General features: G+C 70.3%; 15 protein-coding genes. 6 read left to right on the forward strand and 9 right to left on the reverse strand.

The window, feature by feature from the left end; translation table 11 throughout:
- Nucleotides 1–390: 390 nt before the first annotated feature.
- Nucleotides 391–1,662 carry an HNH endonuclease signature motif containing protein gene (locus tag IFR14_RS14400; protein ID WP_191941478.1) on the forward strand — a complete coding sequence of 424 codons (1,272 nt, stop codon included), beginning with the start codon at nt 391–393 and terminating at the stop codon, nt 1,660–1,662.
- A 443-nt stretch (nt 1,663–2,105) separates the two neighbouring features.
- On the opposite strand, the gene IFR14_RS14405 is transcribed toward IFR14_RS14400, so the two are convergent.
- From IFR14_RS14405 to IFR14_RS14420, 4 genes are all read right to left on the reverse strand, one after another.
- On the reverse strand, nt 2,106–3,167 hold the full coding sequence (locus IFR14_RS14405) for a hypothetical protein (protein WP_191941479.1): 1,062 nt from the start codon (nt 3,165–3,167) through the stop codon (nt 2,106–2,108).
- Complete coding sequence (locus IFR14_RS14410) at nt 3,164–4,336, reverse strand: sensor histidine kinase (protein WP_191941480.1); 1,173 nt, start codon at nt 4,334–4,336, stop codon at nt 3,164–3,166. Before IFR14_RS14410 ends, IFR14_RS14405 begins: the two co-directional genes overlap by 4 nt.
- Before the next feature lie 67 nt (nt 4,337–4,403).
- A complete protein-coding gene (locus tag IFR14_RS14415) occupies nt 4,404–5,060 on the reverse strand; it encodes a response regulator transcription factor (RefSeq protein ID WP_064294846.1) in 657 nt (218 codons plus the stop codon).
- Between the two features lie 77 nt (nt 5,061–5,137).
- Complete coding sequence (locus tag IFR14_RS14420; protein ID WP_191941481.1) at nt 5,138–6,442, reverse strand: class I SAM-dependent RNA methyltransferase; 1,305 nt, start codon at nt 6,440–6,442, stop codon at nt 5,138–5,140.
- A gap of 62 nt (nt 6,443–6,504) precedes the next feature.
- Between IFR14_RS14420 and IFR14_RS14425 the strand changes: the two genes are divergently transcribed.
- From IFR14_RS14425 to IFR14_RS21430, 3 genes are all read left to right on the forward strand, one after another.
- Nucleotides 6,505–7,155 carry a Maf family protein gene (locus tag IFR14_RS14425; RefSeq protein WP_137243419.1) on the forward strand — a complete coding sequence of 217 codons (651 nt, stop codon included), beginning with the start codon at nt 6,505–6,507 and terminating at the stop codon, nt 7,153–7,155.
- A 96-nt stretch (nt 7,156–7,251) separates the two neighbouring features.
- Nucleotides 7,252–9,012: an ATP-binding protein gene (locus IFR14_RS14430; protein WP_079707321.1), complete on the forward strand. Its 1,761-nt coding sequence runs from the start codon at nt 7,252–7,254 to the stop codon at nt 9,010–9,012.
- A 54-nt stretch (nt 9,013–9,066) separates the two neighbouring features.
- A complete protein-coding gene (locus IFR14_RS21430) occupies nt 9,067–10,704 on the forward strand; it encodes a LuxR C-terminal-related transcriptional regulator (RefSeq protein ID WP_191941482.1) in 1,638 nt (545 codons plus the stop codon).
- A 38-nt stretch (nt 10,705–10,742) separates the two neighbouring features.
- Here IFR14_RS21430 and IFR14_RS14440 read toward each other — a convergent pair whose 3' ends face one another.
- Nucleotides 10,743–12,179: an NAD(P)H-quinone dehydrogenase gene (locus IFR14_RS14440; protein WP_191941483.1), complete on the reverse strand. Its 1,437-nt coding sequence runs from the start codon at nt 12,177–12,179 to the stop codon at nt 10,743–10,745.
- Between the two features lie 128 nt (nt 12,180–12,307).
- Between IFR14_RS14440 and IFR14_RS14445 the strand changes: the two genes are divergently transcribed.
- Nucleotides 12,308–13,141 (forward strand): purine-nucleoside phosphorylase, encoded by an 834-nt coding sequence (locus IFR14_RS14445; RefSeq protein ID WP_079707324.1) that lies wholly within the window; start codon nt 12,308–12,310, stop codon nt 13,139–13,141.
- Nucleotides 13,138–14,841 (forward strand): phospho-sugar mutase, encoded by a 1,704-nt coding sequence (locus tag IFR14_RS14450; protein WP_191941484.1) that lies wholly within the window; start codon nt 13,138–13,140, stop codon nt 14,839–14,841. Before IFR14_RS14445 ends, IFR14_RS14450 begins: the two co-directional genes overlap by 4 nt.
- A gap of 57 nt (nt 14,842–14,898) precedes the next feature.
- Here IFR14_RS14450 and IFR14_RS14455 read toward each other — a convergent pair whose 3' ends face one another.
- From IFR14_RS14455 to IFR14_RS14470, 4 genes are all read right to left on the reverse strand, one after another.
- Nucleotides 14,899–15,171, reverse strand: coding sequence for a PTS sugar transporter subunit IIB (locus IFR14_RS14455; protein ID WP_064294838.1), 273 nt, complete (start codon nt 15,169–15,171; stop codon nt 14,899–14,901).
- Nucleotides 15,168–15,635 carry a PTS sugar transporter subunit IIA gene (locus IFR14_RS14460; protein WP_137243423.1) on the reverse strand — a complete coding sequence of 156 codons (468 nt, stop codon included), beginning with the start codon at nt 15,633–15,635 and terminating at the stop codon, nt 15,168–15,170. The genes IFR14_RS14455 and IFR14_RS14460 overlap by 4 nt, the downstream gene beginning before the upstream one ends.
- 120 nt (nt 15,636–15,755) lie before the next feature.
- A complete protein-coding gene (locus IFR14_RS14465; RefSeq protein WP_191941485.1) occupies nt 15,756–16,889 on the reverse strand; it encodes an adenosine deaminase in 1,134 nt (377 codons plus the stop codon).
- Between the two features lie 113 nt (nt 16,890–17,002).
- Nucleotides 17,003–17,530 (reverse strand): hypothetical protein, encoded by a 528-nt coding sequence (locus tag IFR14_RS14470; RefSeq protein WP_137243425.1) that lies wholly within the window; start codon nt 17,528–17,530, stop codon nt 17,003–17,005.
- Nucleotides 17,531–17,669: the final 139 nt, after the last annotated feature.

Genomic DNA, 17,669 nt, shown 5'->3' on the forward strand with positions numbered 1-17,669 from the left:
CGTTCCGGTCCCTGAGCTTGTCGAAGGGCCCACGAGGAAGTTCCCGCTTCGAGGAAGCTCCCGCTTCGATGACCCTCTCCGACCCTCCGAGTGACCCCCTCCGGTCCCTGAGCTTGTCGAAGGGCACACGAGCAGCTTCCCGCTCCACTGCCCCTCTCCCGGTCCCTGAGCAACCCCATCCAGCCTCTGAGCCTGTCGAGGGCACACGAGGAACCTCTCGCCCTGGTGACCCTCCTCCGGTCCCTGAGCCTGTCGAAGGGCCCACGGAGAACCCCGCCAATCCGGCATGCCTCCTCCGGTCCCTGAGCCTGTCGAAGGGCACACGAGCAACTTCCACAGCCGTCCCGACTCAGCATCTGGAATGTCAGTGGTCCGTGGTGGACTGGTTCCATGACCGAGACCACCTCCGCCGCGATCCGCGTGGGCGACGAGTGCGCCGCGCGCCTCGCGGAGTTCTCGGACCACTACGCGGACATCCAGCGTCGGCGTGCTGCTCTGGACGCCGAGGAGGCTCGGCTGCTCGCCCGGTCTGCCGCCTACGCGGACGCCTTCGCCGACGCCACGGTTCCGGCGATCTTCCCGCCCGCGGAACGGCAGGCGCTCTCCCGCCGGTCGACCTGTACGGCGCTCGCGATGGCGACCCGCACGCCCGAGCGGACCGTGCAGCGGGCGACGAACGACGCCGAGCGTCTCGTGAACGACGCACCCGCCGTGCTCGCGTCCCTCGAGGCCGGTCGCATCTCAGCGCGGCACGCGCAGACGATCATCGACCAACTCAGTGACGTGCCGACCGCGGGGCGGGCGGCGTTCCTCGCTGAGGTACTACAGGTTGCGGAGGAGACGACCAACGCGAACCTCCGCAGGCGCGCCCGCATCCTGCGCGAGCGACTCCACCCCGAGTCCATCACCGCCCGAGCGGTCCGCTCCGAGGCTGACCGCCGGGTCGAGTTCGAACCGGCCGCCGACGGCATGGCGTGGGTGCACCTGTTCACCACGGCGCCGATCGCCCAGGGGCTCATCGAGCGCGTCGAGGCCGCGGCAGCAGAGTCGCGCGCAGCTGGCGACACCCGCACCTGCGCCCAGCTGCAGGCAGATGCCCTGGCGGCGCTCGCGCTCACCGGCGTGACCCCGGAAGACGTCATGTCGAGCCCGGTCCTTCCCCACCCGATCGAGGTGCAGGAGCACATCAAGCCGACCGTCCAGATCACGGTCCCGGCGCTCACGATGGCCGGTGTGAGCGATGCCCCGGCGACGCTCGACGGCTACGGACCCATCGACCCGGAGACCGCCGCACGTATCGCCGTGAACGCACCAAGCTTCACCCGGATCCTCGTCCAACCGGAAACCGGCGCGGTCCTTTCCGTCGGCCGCAATCAGTACCGGGTTCCGGCTGACCTGCAACGCGCGGTCCGCCTGCGAGACGGCACCTGTCGGGCACCGGGCTGCGGCAGACGAGCCCGGGCCTGCGATCTCGACCACTCAGTCGCGTGGCAGGACGGCGGGACGACGGATGTCGGGAACCTCGCCTGCCTGTGTCGACATCACCACCGGCTGAAGCACCTAGCCGGGTGGAACCTCGAACACGGAGCCGGCGGCGTCCTCGACTGGACGACACCCGACGGGAAACACCACCGGACCGAACGGGACCCTGCACCGTTCTGACCGCTGCCTGTCCCTGAGCTGCGTCGCACTGAGCTTGTCGACGTGTCGAAGGGGTTCTCGTGGGCACTTCGACAGGCTCAGTGACCGGGAGAAGTGTGCCCGGAACGTCTCGGTCCCTGAGCCTGTCGAAGGGCAGCTGGGTCGTGACACCGCAGTGGCCGGAGGAGGTTCACCGGGAATGCCTCGGTCCCTGAGCCTGTCGAAGGGCAGCTGGGTCGTGACACCGCAGTGGCCGGAGGAGCTCTACCGGGAACGCCTCGGTCCCTGAGCATGTCGAACGTTTCCTCGTGGGCACTTCGACGAGCTCAGTGACCGGGAAAGGTGTGCCCGGAACGATGAGGAGTCCTCGTGGGCACTTCGACAAGCTCAGTGACCGGAAGAGGTGTGCCCGGATGCGTTCCGGTCCCTGACCCTGTCGAAGGGTGTTGCACCGTCGGAGCGGGTCAGCCCTCGTCGGACACGCCGACCGCACCCACGCCGGCACGGGAGCCGTCGCGCGGGATCTCGAGCCAGACGTCGAGTTCCTCGTCGTCGTCGTCCGGACCCGCAGCGACGCCCGGTTCCCGGTGCACCGCACGCAGGCCGACCACGGTCACCGCGACGCGCTCGTCGTCCGGGACGCTCCGCACGATGAGGCGCGTGGCGTGCGAGGCGGCGAGCGCTTCGGCGATCTGCTCGTGGATCGCGTCGAGGACGCCGGCGTGGAGCTCCTCGAGGCCGCCTTCGTCCAGCATGTTCACGATCGCGCCGCGCCGTCGGGCCGCGAGCACTTCGGCACGGACCGGGTCGCTCAAGAGGTGTCGCCCGCGGATCTCGTCGCGGAGACTGGCCTCCAGCGTCCGGCACTCCGTACGATCGGCCACCGACAGCCTGCCGCCGTTGGCGATGATCGTGCGGAGCATCGGAGTCGCCAGGCGGCCCGTCTGACTGAGGCGTCGTCGCCGCTCGTGCACGTGCGCGTACTGCGCCGCCTGCCAGTCGGAGGTCGCATGCTCCGCCTGCGTGAGGCGCTCGGCGTCGTGCTGCGCCCCAGCGATCGATCGGGTGAGCACACTCGCGAGGACGACCCAGATGAGGCTGCCTGTGACACCCATCCCGAGCGCCAGTCCCGGACCCGCCCAGAGGAGCGACTGGACCGTGAGGAAGACGATCCCGATGTAGGCGACCGCCTCCCGCTGCCGGACCACGGTGATCGTCATCAGTGTCCCGATCGACGCGACGTGCCAGGTGGCGTACCCGTTGTTCCGCGTGGGGTCGAGCTGGCTGGTCACGAGCAACGGGACGATGATCGCGGTCGCGAGGTTGATGCTCGCGAGCCACGACGGCATGCGCGTCGTGCCCATCGGCCAGAGACTCAGGACGCTCGCGACGGCGTAGACGAGCATCGCGATGAGGACCGGGACGACGTCGCGGGGTGTCTCGAGCGTCAGCGCCGCACGGAGCAGGTGGTACGCCGAGAACAGGGCGGCGAGGATGACGAGGGCGTACCGCGGTGCCGGGGTCACGAGCCGTGCTCCGGTGACCACTCGATGCGGATCACGGCACCCTCACCCGGACGGGAGATCACCGTCGAGCGTCCGCCGACCGCGGCGACGCGCTCGACGATCGAGACCTTCAGCCCGAGCCGCTCCTCGGCGACCTGCTCGGGGCAGAACCCGACGCCGTCGTCGCCGACGATGACGCAGACGCCGCCGGAGACCGTGCCCTCGATGGACAGGCTCCGCGCAACTCCCGAACCCGCGTGCTCGACGCTGTTGACCATCGCCTGCACCGTCGCCCAGTAGACCGCGTTCGCGACCGTGACGGGCAGGACCCGGCCGGACGCCCCCTCGACCGTTACGGAGAACGGTTCACCGAGCATCGACGCGGCCGCACGCAGCCGTTCGATGAGCTCGGCGAGGCCGGTGACCTCGTCCTCGTTGGTCATCGGCGCTCCAACGCCCTCGAGCTGCTCGATCGCGACCCGCGCCATCATGACGGCGAGCGCCTCCGACTTCGGGGTCAGCGCCCGATCCGCGGCGAGCAGGGAGGCGAGGACGCTGTCGTGGACGATCGAATCGACCTCGACGCGCTCCACCTCCGTGGCGTGCTGCTTGACGGCCGCGTCGTAGGTGGCGAGGGCGGCCGCCCTCGCGATGTCGACCCGACCGGCCAGCACACGGAACAGCCCGACGAGGACGACGATGAGCCCACCGATGATCGTCGCGTACGAAGCGTCGAGCGCACCGATCTCGAAGGACGCCGGCGCGAAGTCGGCGTCGATGACGCGGTTGACGCCGTACATGACCGAGGTCACGACGAGGTACACGATGGCCCCCCGCAACTGCAGCGGGATGCAGGCGAACGCGACGGCGATCGTGCAGAGGTACCAGATCCACGGTTCCTGGTTGATGTCCGCCGACGCCTGCGCGTTCACCGCGGGCCAGATGAGGAGGGCCACGAAGAACACTGCGGCGAAGACGCCGGAGGCGATGCGGTGGTGCCACAGGAAGAAGCAGCAGATGATGGCGCCGAACATCGTCCCGAAGACGAGGGAGACGTAGAGCACGCCGAACCAGCCGGTGATCTGGACGCCCTGCCCGAGCGTGGTGAACGCGGTCTGCAGTCCGAAGACGAGTCCGATGATCGCGACCGAACGGCCGAGGAGGCGTTCGAAGTTCGCGGTGTTCAGCATCCGGCGCTGAACCTGGGCATCTCTCGTGGTCGCGGGGATCGCGGGATGCCTGGTCGGTGCCCGGAAGCTAGGAGACATCCGTCCCGCCTTGATCGAGGCCGGGGAGGATCCCGTCCTCGACCGCTCGGCGGAGCAGGTCGACCTTCGTCGGTGCCGGGCGCCCCACCTCGACGTACTTGACCCGGATGCGGTCGATGTGCTCTCGGGCCGTGGAGTAGGCGATGCCGAGCTGCATGGCGACGGTCTTCAACGGCAGGCCGGACGCGTAGAGGTGCAGGACGTCGCGCTCACGACGGCCCAGCTGCGCCCGCGCGAAGTCGCTGTCGGCGTCGATCGCGCTCGCCCATTCGATGTTGTTCAGCGCCTCGCCACGGGCCACCGTGCCGATGGCGGCGATGACCGTGTCCGTCGGCGACGACTTGGGGATGACACCGGACGCTCCGGCGGCCAGCGCCTCGCGCACCAGTGCGACCCGATCGGCGATGGAGTGGATGAGGACGTGCGCCCCCACCGCCTGCACCGCATGGATGTTCGAGGTCGGCGTGCTGCCGTCGGAGAGCGAGAGGTCGAGCACGACCACGTCTGGCACCACGCCGTTCAACGCGGCGATGCACTCGACGGCGGTCGGGGCACTCGCCACGACCTGATACCCGGCGTGCGCGCACACCGCTTCGATCCCGAGCCTGACGGACTCGTGATCATCAATGATTGCGACGGTCACCACGGCACCATCGTAGCGAGTGACGGACCCGCCGGGCGCGACGGCCTGATCGCGAGTCGCCTCCGTCGGCACGGGCCCGCTCAAGCCGTTCGCGAGAAGCCCGCGACGGCCTCGAGGTGGTGCGTGTTGGGGAAGAGGTCGTAGGCCGCGAGGTGGTCGAGCTCGTAGCCCTGCTCGGCCAGGAGGGCGACGTCGCGGGACAGCGCGATGGGGTCGCAGGCGACGTAGACGATCGAGGCGGGCCGGAGCTCGCCGAGCATGGCGACGATCTCCGCGCCGGCGCCCGAGCGGGGCGGGTCGAGCACGACGGTCGCGGTGGCGTACCGGGACCGCTCGATCCGACTGCCCGTCGCGATCTCCGACCGCAGGAAGGCGTCGACCTTCGCAGTGACGGCCTGTGCGCCAACCCACTCGGACAGGTTCTCGCCCGCGTACTCGGTGGCGCGTTCGTCACTCTCCACGGTCGTGATGCGGGTGGTGGAGCCGAAGCGGTCGCCCACGCCAGCGGCCAGGAGGCCGACGCCGCCGTAGAGGTCGAGGTTCGCGGCGCGCGGATCGAAGCGCGCGTCGTCGATGGCCGCGGACACGGCCTGCTGGAGGGTCGTCGCAGCCTGACGGTGGACCTGCCAGAATCCGTTCGCGTCGACGATGAACTCGCGCTCGCCGACGAGCTCGCGGATCGGGTCTGCCGCGGGACGGACCGGCTTCGGTCCCCCGCGTCGACCGCGCCCGCCACCGCGTCGGCGGTCGCCGCCTCCGGCCTCGTCCGCACGCGTCAGGACGCGGACCGTCCCGGTCGACGAGGCGACGATGTCGATGGAGGTGGTGCCGTGCGGCAGTTCCTCGAGCTTGGCCGCTTCGGCCACCGCTTCGATCGCGAGCGGCAGGTCGTCGACGGGGACGACGTGGTGGGACCTCGAGGCGTAGGGACCGATGTTGCCGTGCTGGTCGACGTGCAGGGAGACCCGCGTCCGCCACCGGGTGCCGTCGGGCGTCTCGCCGTCGATCGCGGCGACCGTGAACTCGGGAGCGACTCCGGCGAACCGTTCGAGGCCTTCCGCGAGGACCTGGTGCTTCAACGCGCGCTGGTGGGCGAGCTCGATGTGTCCGAACTCCGCTCCCCCGGCCCGCTCGCTCGGCTCGCGGTCGACGGAGGCCTCGGCCCAGACGTGCGGACGGCGGTGCTCGGACGGCGTGAGGACCTCCAGGGTCTCCGCCCGCCAGAAGCGCTTCTCGTTCTCGTCGACGATGCGTGCCCGCACGCGCTCACCGGGGAGCGTGTCGGGGACGAAGACCACCCGGCCCTCGTGCCGGGCGACGAAGACACCCCCGTGGGCTACGTTGGTGATGTCCAGTTCCACGGTGCGTGCAGTCGTCGTGCTCATGCGTCGAGCATGTCACACGGGCGGCTGCGGGGAGTCCACCGTCCACTGCAGAAGGAACCGTCATGCGCCTCACGCTCGCCTCCACGTCACCGGCCAGACTCGCCCTGCTGCGGTCGAGTGGCATCGAGCCGATCATCGTCCCGTCGTCGGTCGACGAGGAACAGGCCGTCGACGACGCGACCCTCGCCGCGGGTGCACCGCTCGCCCCCGACGAGGTCGTGGCACTCCTCGCCCGGGCGAAGGCGGAGGCCGCTCTGGCCGTCGTGCGCGAACGCGGCGACGCGGTCGACCTCATCCTCGGCGGGGACTCGGTCTTCGTCCTCGACGGCGTCGTCCACGGCAAGCCGCACACTCCCGAGCGCGCCCGCGAACGCTGGCACGCTCAGCGCGGGAGGACGGGGACCCTGTACTCCGGTCACTGGCTCATCGACTGCACCGGTGCCTCGCCGGTCGGGATCGGTGCGGTCGCGAGCGCCGAGGTGTCGTTCGCCGACGACCTCGACGACGCCGAGATCGACGCCTACATCGCATCGGGCGAGCCCCTGGCGGTGGCGGGGGCGTTCACGATCGACAGTCTGGGCGCCGCCTTCATCACCCGCATCGAGGGCGATCCGTCGACGGTCGTCGGCCTCTCGCTCCCGACCCTGCGGCGTCTCGTCCGCACGTTGGGACACGACTGGCACGAGCTCCGCAACCGGCGCGGCGCCCTCTGACGACCCGGGTCTTGTAGAGGCGGCACGTCGTTCCTGCGGCTTTTTTGTGCGTGTGAGCCAAAGGCTCACCCGGGCCTCCCGGTAGGCTCGTGGACTGTGCCACGTATAACCAAGGTCCTCATCGCCAACCGTGGCGAGATCGCCGTCCGCGTCATCCGAGCCGCGAAGGACAGCGGGATCGCCTCCGTCGCCGTCTACGCCGACCAGGATCGCGACGCCATGCACGCCCGTCTCGCCGACGAGGCCTACGCCCTCGACGGGACGACGAGCGCGGAGACGTACCTGGTCATCGACAAGCTCCTGTCCATCGCCCGACGGTCCGGCGCCGACGCCGTCCACCCGGGCTACGGCTTCCTCGCCGAGAACGCGGACTTCGCGCGCGCCGTCATGGCCGCAGGGCTGATCTGGATCGGCCCGTCGCCCGAGGCCATCGAGCGGCTCGGCGACAAGGTCTCCGCCCGCCACGTGGCCGAGAAGGTGGGCGCTCCGCTCGCCCCCGGCACGCTCAACCCCGTCTCGGGTGCCGAGGAGGTGCTCGACTTCGTCGACATCCATGGCCTGCCCGTCGCCATCAAGGCGGCGTTCGGCGGTGGCGGTCGCGGCCTGAAGGTCGCCCGCGAGCGCGAGGAGGTCGCCGAGCTCTTCGAGTCGGCCACCCGCGAGGCCATCGCAGCGTTCGGCCGGGGCGAGTGCTTCGTCGAGAAGTACCTCGACCAGCCGCGCCATGTCGAGACACAGTGCCTGGCCGACGCGCACGGCAACGTGGTCGTCGTCTCCACCCGCGACTGCTCGCTGCAGCGTCGCCACCAGAAGCTCGTCGAAGAGGCACCGGCACCCTTCCTCACCGACGACCAGGTCACGGAGCTCTACCGCGCGTCGAAGGCGATCCTCAAGGAGGTCGGTTACCTCGGTGCCGGCACCTGCGAGTTCCTCATCGGTAAGGACGGCACCGTCTCCTTCCTCGAGGTCAACACCCGCCTGCAGGTCGAGCACCCGGTCTCCGAGGAGATCACCGGCATCGACCTCGTCCGCGAGCAGTTCCGTCTCGCCGAGGGCGGCGTCCTCGACTACGACGACCCGCAGCCGAGCGGCCACTCCTTCGAGTTCCGCATCAACGGCGAGGACCCGGGACGCGGCTTCCTCCCGCAGCCGGGCCCGATCCACGTCTTCAAGACCTTCGGCGGCCCCGGTGTCCGCCTCGACTCCGGCGTCACGGCCGGCGACACGATCTCGGGGGCGTTCGACTCGCTCCTCGGCAAGATCATCGTCACGGGACGCACCCGCGAGGAGGCGCTTGAGCGCAGCCGTCGCGCGCTCGACGAGTTCGAGGTCGCCGGCCTCCCCACCGTCATCCCCTTCCACCGCAAGATCGTCCGCGACCCCGCGTTCACCGCGGAGGACGGCACCTTCGGTGTCTACACCCGATGGATCGAGACGGAGTTCGTCAACGACATCGAGCCCTGGGACGGATCCATCGATGCGCAGCAGGCACCCGCTGCCCGCTCGACGGTGGTCGTCGAGGTCGGCGGCAAGCGGCTCGAGGTCAGCCTTCCGGGCGGACAGCTGGGGCTGAACGTCGGTGCACCGGTCGCCGCTCCCGCTCCGCACCGCCGCGGTGGTGCAGCGGTGGTCTCTGGTGCGACGGGAGATTCCGTCTCGGCGCCCATGCAGGCGACCATCGTGAAGCTCGCGGTCGCCGAGGGCGATGTCGTCGTCAAGGGCGACCTCGTCGTCGTCCTCGAGGCGATGAAGATGGAACAGCCCATCACGGCGCACAAGGACGGCACGGTCGGCGCGATCGACGCGACGGTCGGTGCCACGGTCTCCTCGGGTCACCAGCTCCTCACCATCAGCTGACCCGACCGGCGCCTTCGGGCGTCGCATCGGACCCGGCGACGATACGCTGAGCAGGTGTCAGCAGCCGACCTCCTCGAAGATGCGTTGGATCGTGTGGCGGACTTCGACGCCGCCGGTGCGATCGCGCTGCTCGAGGCAGAGCCGCACGCGGCGTCCGATCCCCGCGTCCTCGCCCTCCTGTCGTACGCCAGGTTCACCACCGCCGACTTCGCGGGTTGTCGCCGGGACGCGGTGGATGCACTCGCCGCCTCGACGCACTCCGACCGGACGACGCGCCTGCTCGTGCTGGGAGCCGCCGGGCTGGCCCTCGGGTCGGACCGCTCGTCCGGCTCGGAGCTGGAGGGGTGCTTCGCGGAGGCGGACGCCCTCGTCGACGACGGCGGCGACCTCGAACCGACCCTGGCCTGGCTCGTCGGGTACCTGCTCGTCGAGGGTGCCGTCGTCAACGTCCTGATCCACGCGGCCCGGCGCTTCGCCGACGCGTTCGCCGACGACATCGCCGCCACCCCGGGCCGCTTGTACCGGACACTCGTCGACGGGGTCCTCGCTCGGCTGCTCCTCAACGAGGGACGCGTCGCCGAGGCTGAGGCCGCAGCGCTCACGATGTTCGAGCGGGCCGGGAGCGGACCGACCGCCCTGTACGCGGAGGCCGTGCAGTGCCTCGTCGCCGGGAACCGTGCCGAGCAGGGGGCGACCAGGACGCTCGCACGCCGCGTCCGTCAGGCCATCCCCGAACCCACGGGCGCCTTCCAGACGACGTGCTACCTCCTCGTCGGCTACGGTCTCGCCGCCCTCGCGGACGACCACGGAGCCGCAGCCCTCGCGCGGAGCGCCTCGGGGAACGACTTCAGCGGCCTGTCCGTCCAGGACCGGGCCCTCGCGATCGAGCTGCTCGTCTCAAGCGCCTTCCTCGACCGCGACATCGTCGAATCGGAACGCCTCATCGGCTTCATCGCCGCCGACGTCGACCGCAGGGTCCCCGGGCCGGCCATCCTCCGGATGCAGTGCAAGCTCGAACTCCTCCGTGGGCGACCCGCCGAGGCGCTGGCGCTCGCGCGCACGGCGACCACCCGCGCGTTGGTCGACGGCCGCATGCTGGAAGCCGGGATCGGTGAGATCCTCGCGACGCGTGCCCTCATCGCCATGTCCGACCGGACGCAGGCCGTCCGTGAGTTGGCCGCGCTCGCCGAGCAGGCGGTCCGCGGCGGGCACACGGCCGCGACCCGCTCCGCAGCCCGCGAGCTGAAGGCGATCGGTCGACGTCTCGCGCCGGTCGCGGGATCCGGTTGGGACGGACTGTCGCCGCGCGAACGCGAGGTCGCCCTCCTCTCCGCGGAGGGCAACTCGACGGCGGAGATCGCGTCCGTCCTCCAGCTCTCCTCGCGCACGGTCGACGCGCACGTCACCCGGGTGCTCGCCGCGTTCGGGATCGTGTCCCGCCGCCAGCTCCCCTCACGACTCCCGGCCACGCTGCCGTTGACCGCCGTCCCCGTCCCGACCGCGCCGCTGACGCCCCGACAGCGGGATCTCACCGAACTCGTCGCGGACGGCCTGTCGAACGACGAGATCGCGACGGCCCTCGGCATCTCCCGCAAGACCGTGGAGAAGCACCTGAGCGCCGTCTTCCACGCCTGGGGCGTGCGCTCGCGGGTCGCCGTCGCACGCATCGTGCTCGCGAACCGCGATCGGTGAACCCCGGCGCCTCGCCGACGGTTCGACGAGGACGACGCCTATTCGACGATGTGCATGGCGCGCGCCGCGTCGGTGATCGACCCGGTGAGTGACGGGTAGACCGTGAAGGCACGCGCGACCTGGTCGACGTTCAGCCGCTGCTCGACCGCGAGGGCGAGCGGGAAGATGAGCTCGCTGGCCTTCGGGGCGACGATGACCCCGCCGATGACCGTCCCGCTGCCGGTCCGCGCGAACAGCTTGACGAAGCCGTCCTTGATGCCCATCATCTTCGCGCGCGGGTTCTGGGCGAGGGGCAGCTTGTAGATCTCACCCTGGGCGATGCCGTCCTCGATCTGCTTCTGGGTCCAGCCGACGGTCGCGATCTCGGGCTGCGTGAAGATGTTCGCGGCGACGTTGCGGATCTCGGTCGGGTTCACGGCGTCGCCCATCGCGTGCAGCATCGAGGTGCGACCCTGCATCGAGGCGACGGACGCGAGCGGCAGGAAGGTCGTGCAGTCACCGGCGGCGTAGATGTTGGGGACGCTCGTGCGCGCCACCCGGTTCACGCGGATGTGCCCGGAATCGGTCAGCTGCACGCCGGCCTCCTCGAGACCGATCCCGGCGGTGTTCGGCACCGAACCGACCGCCATGAGGCAGTGCGACCCCTCGACGGTGCGACCGTCGGAGAGCGTGGCGACGACACCGTGCTCGGTGCGGGTGACGGAGTCGGCCCGCGACTTGGACAGGACCGTCATGCCGTTGCGCTTGAAGACGTTCTCGATGACCGCCGCCGCATCGGCGTCCTCACCGGGCAGCACCTGGTCGCGGCTCGAGATGAGCGTGACCTTGGAGCCGAGCGCCGTGTAGGCGGAGGCGAACTCGGCGCCGGTGACGCCCGAGCCGACGACGATGAGGTGCTCGGGGACGGAGGTGAGGTTGTAGAGCTGCGTCCAGGTGAGGATGCGCTCGCCGTCCGGCAGCGCGGAGGGCAACTGGCGCGGGCTCGCGCCGACGGAGACGACGACGGTGTCAGCCTCGATGCGGTCGAAGTCGGTGCCGCCGGACAGGTCGGTCGAGACGATGACCTCGTTCGGTCCGTCGAGCCGCCCCTGACCGTTGACGATGCGGACACCGGCACGGATGAGACTCGCCCGCATGTCCTCGGACTGCTGGCGGGCCAATCCGAGCAGTCGCTTGTTGACGGCGGCGAGGTTCACGGCGACCTCGGGACGGCTGGGCTTCCCGGTGGTCTCCGAGCGGACGAAGAACTGCACGCCGAGGTCGGCCGCCTCGCCGATGGCCCCGACCGCGTCGGCCGTGGCGATGAGGCTCTTGGACGGGACGACGTCGGTGATGACAGCCGCTCCGCCGACGCCCGAACGCTCCACGAGCGTGACGTCGGCCCCGAGCTGCGCCCCGGCGAGGGCAGCCTCGTACCCGCCGGGTCCGCCTCCGATGATCGCCACTCGCTGCTTGCGTTCGAACTCGTAGGCCATGCCTCCATTCTCGCGCGCCACCAGGGGCGGGACCAAACCCGTTCGGGCCTGCGGCGGCGGGGATCGTGCGCGGATGAGCGGGGTCGGCACGGTTGGGCGGCGGCCCCGCCCCTGTCTAGAGTGAGAGGATGTCCGAAACCTCTGCGAATCCACTCGATCTGTCCGATGTCGATCCCTTCGAGATCGCCCGCGAAGCCGCCGGCCAGATCGCCGAGAAGACCGGCGTCGAACGCCACGACATCGCGCTCACCCTCGGCAGCGGCTGGGGCAAGGCGGCCGACCTGATCGGCGAGACGACGGCGACGATCCCGGCCTCGGAGATCGTCGGCTTCTCGAAGCCGGCGCTCGAGGGCCACGTGGGCACCCTACGCTCGGTCCTGCTCCCGAGCGGCAAGCGTGCGCTCGTCATCGGCGCCCGGACGCACTACTACGAGAACCACGGTGTCCGCCGTGTCGTGCACAGCGTGCGGACGGCCGCTGCGGCCGGCGCGGGCATCATGGTGCTGACGAACGGCGCAGGCGGCATCAAGGACCACTGGACGCCAGGCACGCCCGTGCTGATCAGCGACCACATCAACCTCACTGCCGACTCGCCGCTCGAAGGTGCGACCTTCATCGACCTCACCGACCTCTACGCCAAGCGGCTGCGGGACATCGCGCACAGCGTCGCTCCGGAGCTCGACGAGGGCGTCTACACGCAGTTCCGCGGACCGCACTACGAGACCCCGGCCGAGGTCCAGATGGCGAAGGCGATCGGTGGCCACATCGTCGGCATGTCGACCGCGCTCGAGGCGATCGCCGCACGCCAGGCCGGCATGGAGGTCCTCGGGATGTCGCTCATCACGAACCTCGCCGCCGGCATCCAGCAGACGCCGCTCAGCCATGCCGAGGTCATCGAGGCCGGCCAGGCGGCCGAGCCGGTGATCAGCAAGCTCCTCGCGCAGATCGTCGCGGCCCTGTGAGCGAGGCGACGAGCCTGCTCGCGATCGCCGAGGCCTGGCTCGCCCAGGATCCCGACGACGAGACCCGGGCCGAACTGGCAGGCCTCGTCGAACGCGCCCGGGTGTCCGACGACGTGGCCGTCGCCGAGCTGCACGACCGCTTCGACACCCGACTGCAGTTCGGCACGGCCGGGCTCCGTGGTCGCATCGAGGCCGGCTCCAACCGGATGAACCGGGTCCTCGTCTCACAGGCCGCGGCCGGACTCGCCGCCTACCTGCTCGAGCAGGCGCCGGAAGGCGTGACGCCGAGCGTCGTCATCGGTTACGACGGCCGGAAGAACTCCGCCGTGTTCGCCAGCGACACCGCCGAGCTGATGGCCGGTGCCGGTGTCCGCGCCATCCTGCTCCCACGGCTCCTGCCGACGCCCGTCCTCGCGTTCGCCGTGCGGTTCTTCGACGCCTCGGCCGGAGTCATGGTGACCGCGAGTCACAATCCGCCCGCCGACAACGGCTACAAGGTGTACCTGGGCGGTGAGCACCACGGGTCCCAGATCGTCTCCCCCGCCGATGCGGCCATCGCCGCCCACATCGGGCGCATCGCCGAGACGGCGCTCGTCCAGGACCTCCCGCGCAGCGACGGGTTCGAGATCGCGGGCGAGGACGTCGTCGACGCCTATGTCGCCGAGACCGCGGCCGTCGCTCCCGCCCCGGCGGGCAGCCAGCTGCGCGTCGTCTACACGGCCATGCACGGCGTGGGTTGGGAGACGACCCGACGCGTCTTCGAGACCGCCGGGTATCCGGCACCGGAACTCGTCACCGAGCAGATCGATCCCGATCCCACCTTCCGGACCGTCAGCTTCCCGAATCCGGAGGAGCCGGGCGCACTCGACCTGTCCTTCGCGACGGCGCGAGCAGTCGGCGCCGACCTCATCATCGCCAACGACCCCGATGCCGACCGCCTGGCGATCGCGATCCCAGACGACGCGGCCCCCTCGGGGTTCCGTCGACTCACCGGCAACGAGGTCGGTCTCCTCCTCGGCTGGCGGGCAGCCCAGGCCGCCAGTGCTGCACTCGACGGCGATGCGGCTCCCGAGGGCACGCTCGCGTGCTCGATCGTCTCCTCCCCCGCCCTGCGCGTCGTCGCCGAGGCGCACGGCCTCGAGTTCCGCGAGACGCTCACCGGGTTCAAGTGGATCTCCCGGACGCCGGGCATGCTCTTCGGCTTCGAGGAGGCCCTCGGCTACCTCGTGAACCCCGGGACCGTGCGCGACAAGGACGGTATCTCGGCCGCCGTCGCGTTCCTCGGTCTCGCGACGGCGTCGGCGCAGGCGGGCGAGAGCGTCGCGGGGCTCCTCGACCAGTTCGCGGACACCTTCGGTTCCTTCGGCAGCGACCAGATCTCCATCCGCTACGCGGAGCTCAGCCGCATCGGCGAGGTCATGTCCGGACTGCGGGCGCTCCCACCGACGGAACTGGCGGGCGCCCGGGTGACCCGGATCGACGACCTCGCCGACGGGTTCGAGGCACTCCCGCCGAGTGACGTCCTGCGCGTCTGGCTCGACGACGGCACCCGGGTCATGATCCGGCCGAGCGGCACCGAACCGAAGCTCAAGGTGTACGTCGACGTCCATTCCGCCGACGGCGACGCCGCCGAGCGGGCGGCGACGGTCACCGCGCGGCTCGCCGCGCTGCGGACGGACCTGACGGCGCTCGTCTCCTAGCTGCTCGACGGGCTGAGCGGCCTGGCGGTGTGCGGCCCGGAGACCGGGCCGCACCGGTCAGCCGATGGCGCGTTCGAGCTTCTCGGTGAGTTCGGCGAGGTCGAAGTAGTTGTCGATGACGACGATGTCGGCGAAGGTCTTGCCGATGCGCTCGACGAGTTCCGGCGAGGTCAGGATCACCTGGGCGTCGGCCGCGGTCGTGCCGAGGCTCTCGATGTCGCCGGCGACGACGTCGGCCTCGAGGTCGAGGCGTTCGAGCGCGCGTTCGGCGTTGAGCTTGAGGATCGCGGAGGAGCCGACCCCCGAACCGCAGACGGCGACGATCTTCATGCCTGGTCTCCGATGCTCAGGGGGGACGCACCGAACACGGCCCGCACCTCGTCGAGCGTCGTGGCCGCTGCGAGCCGCGGGATGGCGGTCTCGTCGTTGAAGACGTTGGCGATCTCCGCCACCCAGCCCACGTGCGACTCGGCGGTGGTGACCGCGAGGCCGAGGACCACTGACACGGGGTCGTTGTGGGGGTGGCCGAACCGGACCGGAGCAGCGAGCGTCGCGACGACGAGGGCGTCCTCGTGGACGTCGGCACCCGGTCGGGCGTGCGCGAGCGCCAGGCCCGGCGCGATCACGACGTACGCGCCGAACTCCTCGACGACGTCGATCATCCGCTGGGTGTACGCGGCATCCGCCGCGTGGGTGTCGGACAGCAGCGCTCCGGCTACGCGGATCGCCTCGCGCCAGTCGCCGGCATCGACGTGGAGCGCGACGCTGGCTTCGGACAGTTCTGGGAGTGGCATCGCTTCAATCAGAGGATCGGTCGACCCGAATGGATCGGAACCATCGTAACGCTCCGAGGCTGGAAGCCTGCCGCGCAGGTGCCGCCCAGGCGGTCGCCGGAGCAGCACCTGCCGGCATCGTCAGTCCTTGTCGTCGTCGTCGAGGAACTCGTCGAACGCCTCCGAGATGCGGTCGGCCAGGGCCTCGCGGATCTCCAGCGGCTGGAACGTCGCGGCGGCGGCGTTCAGCTGGAAGGTCTCCAGGTCGGTGAGGTCGTAGTCGAACGCCTCGGAGAGGAGCGCGAGCTCCTTCGTCAGGCTCGTGTCGCTCATGGTGCGGTTGTCGACGTTGACCGTGACGGCGAAGTCGAGCTGGTAGAGCAGGTCGAACGGGTGGTCCTCGAGTTCCTCGCCCCAGGCCGCGATGGCGCCGGTCTGCAGGTTCGACTGCGGGCTGAGCTCCAACGGGATCTTGCGGTCGCGGACCCACTCGGCGACGGGACCGAGCGTGGCGTAGAGGGACTCGGCGTCGTCGCGCTCGATGAAGATGTCCTCGGCGATGCGGACACCGTGGCCGAGTCGCAACGCGCGGCCGTCGAGCATGGCGCTCCGGATCGACTCGATGCCGTCGGCCTCCCCCGCGTGGACGGTCACCGGGAACAGCTCGGCCGCGAGGTAGTCGAACGCCAGTCGGTGCTTGCTGGCGGGGAAGCCCGCCTCGGCGCCGGCGATGTCGAACCCGACCACGCCGCGCTCGCGATGGCGCACGGCGAGCTCAGCGATCTCGAGCGCGCGGTCGGCATGCCGCATGGCCGTGACGAGCTGGCCGATCTGGATGTCGGAGCCGGAGTGGGCCGCGTCCTTGATGCCGAGCTCGATGCCCTCCTGGACGGCCTCGACGACCGCGTCGAGGCTGAGGCCGCGGGTGAGGTGCTGCTCGGGAGCCCAGCGCACCTCGCCGTAGATGACGCCGTCCGCGGCGAGGTCCTGGACGAACTCGCGTGCGATGCGGACGAGCCCCTCCTCGGTCTGCATGACCGCGGTGCTGAGGTCGAAGGTCTTCAGGTACTCGACGAGCGAGCCGGCGTTGCACTGCGTGTAGAACCAGTCGGCCAGGCCGTCGGGGTCCGACACGGGGACGTCGACACCGTTCGCTTCGCCCAGCTCGATGATCGTGGCGGGCCGCACACCACCGTCGAGGTGGTCGTGGAGCGAGATCTTCGGGAGCGCGCGGAGGTCGACGCCGGAGAGGGGGGATTCGTCTGCAGAGGTCACGGGGTTCACTGTACCGCTCACGCTCACCGCGCGACATGGCCTGTCCTCGCCGGTTCGCCCGTGTGGCTGTCCGGCACACGCCGCGATGACCACACGGGGCGAATGTGTAGCGATCAGGGGCGCCAGCCTCGGCCGCGGAGACGGACGGCGAGTCGATCCAGCAGGTCGGCGCCGTCACGCAAATCGTCATCCGTGACACGCATGATGTGCCATCCAGCAGCTTCGAGGTCGTCGATCCGACGAATGTCGATGCGCCACTGGGTGCGGTTCGTCCGGTGATGGTCGCCCTCGTATTCGAGAGCGAGCTGCTGGGTCGGGAACGCGAGGTCCAGACGCACCCGCCGTCCGCCGGGCCGGAGCGTCAACTCATGATTCGGCGACGGAAACGGGAACGGGTACTCACTCAGCACGATGAGCACTCTGAGCATGGACTCGCGGTGCGATTGGGAACGGTCCGACAGCAGTGGAAGCGCTGCACGAAGGGAGCGGACACCGGCGCGCGTCACGTCGACGGCATCCTCGAGTTCTCGCCTGGTGCACAGCGGGTCCTGGAACCACAACAACCGGTCGCCCACGGCGACGAGCCCCGGGACATCGATCAGATTCGCCAGATCGCACCAGGTGCGAGCGGGGGTCGTCACCGGCAATCCGAAACGCACGGCCATCTCCGTCTCGGACAGCACCGACCGGTGTCCGATGACTCCTACCCCACGTCTCGCCCTGCCCGGTGGCGGGGTCGTCACGTGCAGCGACGGCGGCCGTGTTCCGTCGGGCAACGGT

The sequence above is a fragment of the Plantibacter sp. CFBP 8775 genome (assembly GCF_014839505.1).
Lineage (GTDB): Bacteria > Actinomycetota > Actinomycetes > Actinomycetales > Microbacteriaceae > Plantibacter > Plantibacter auratus.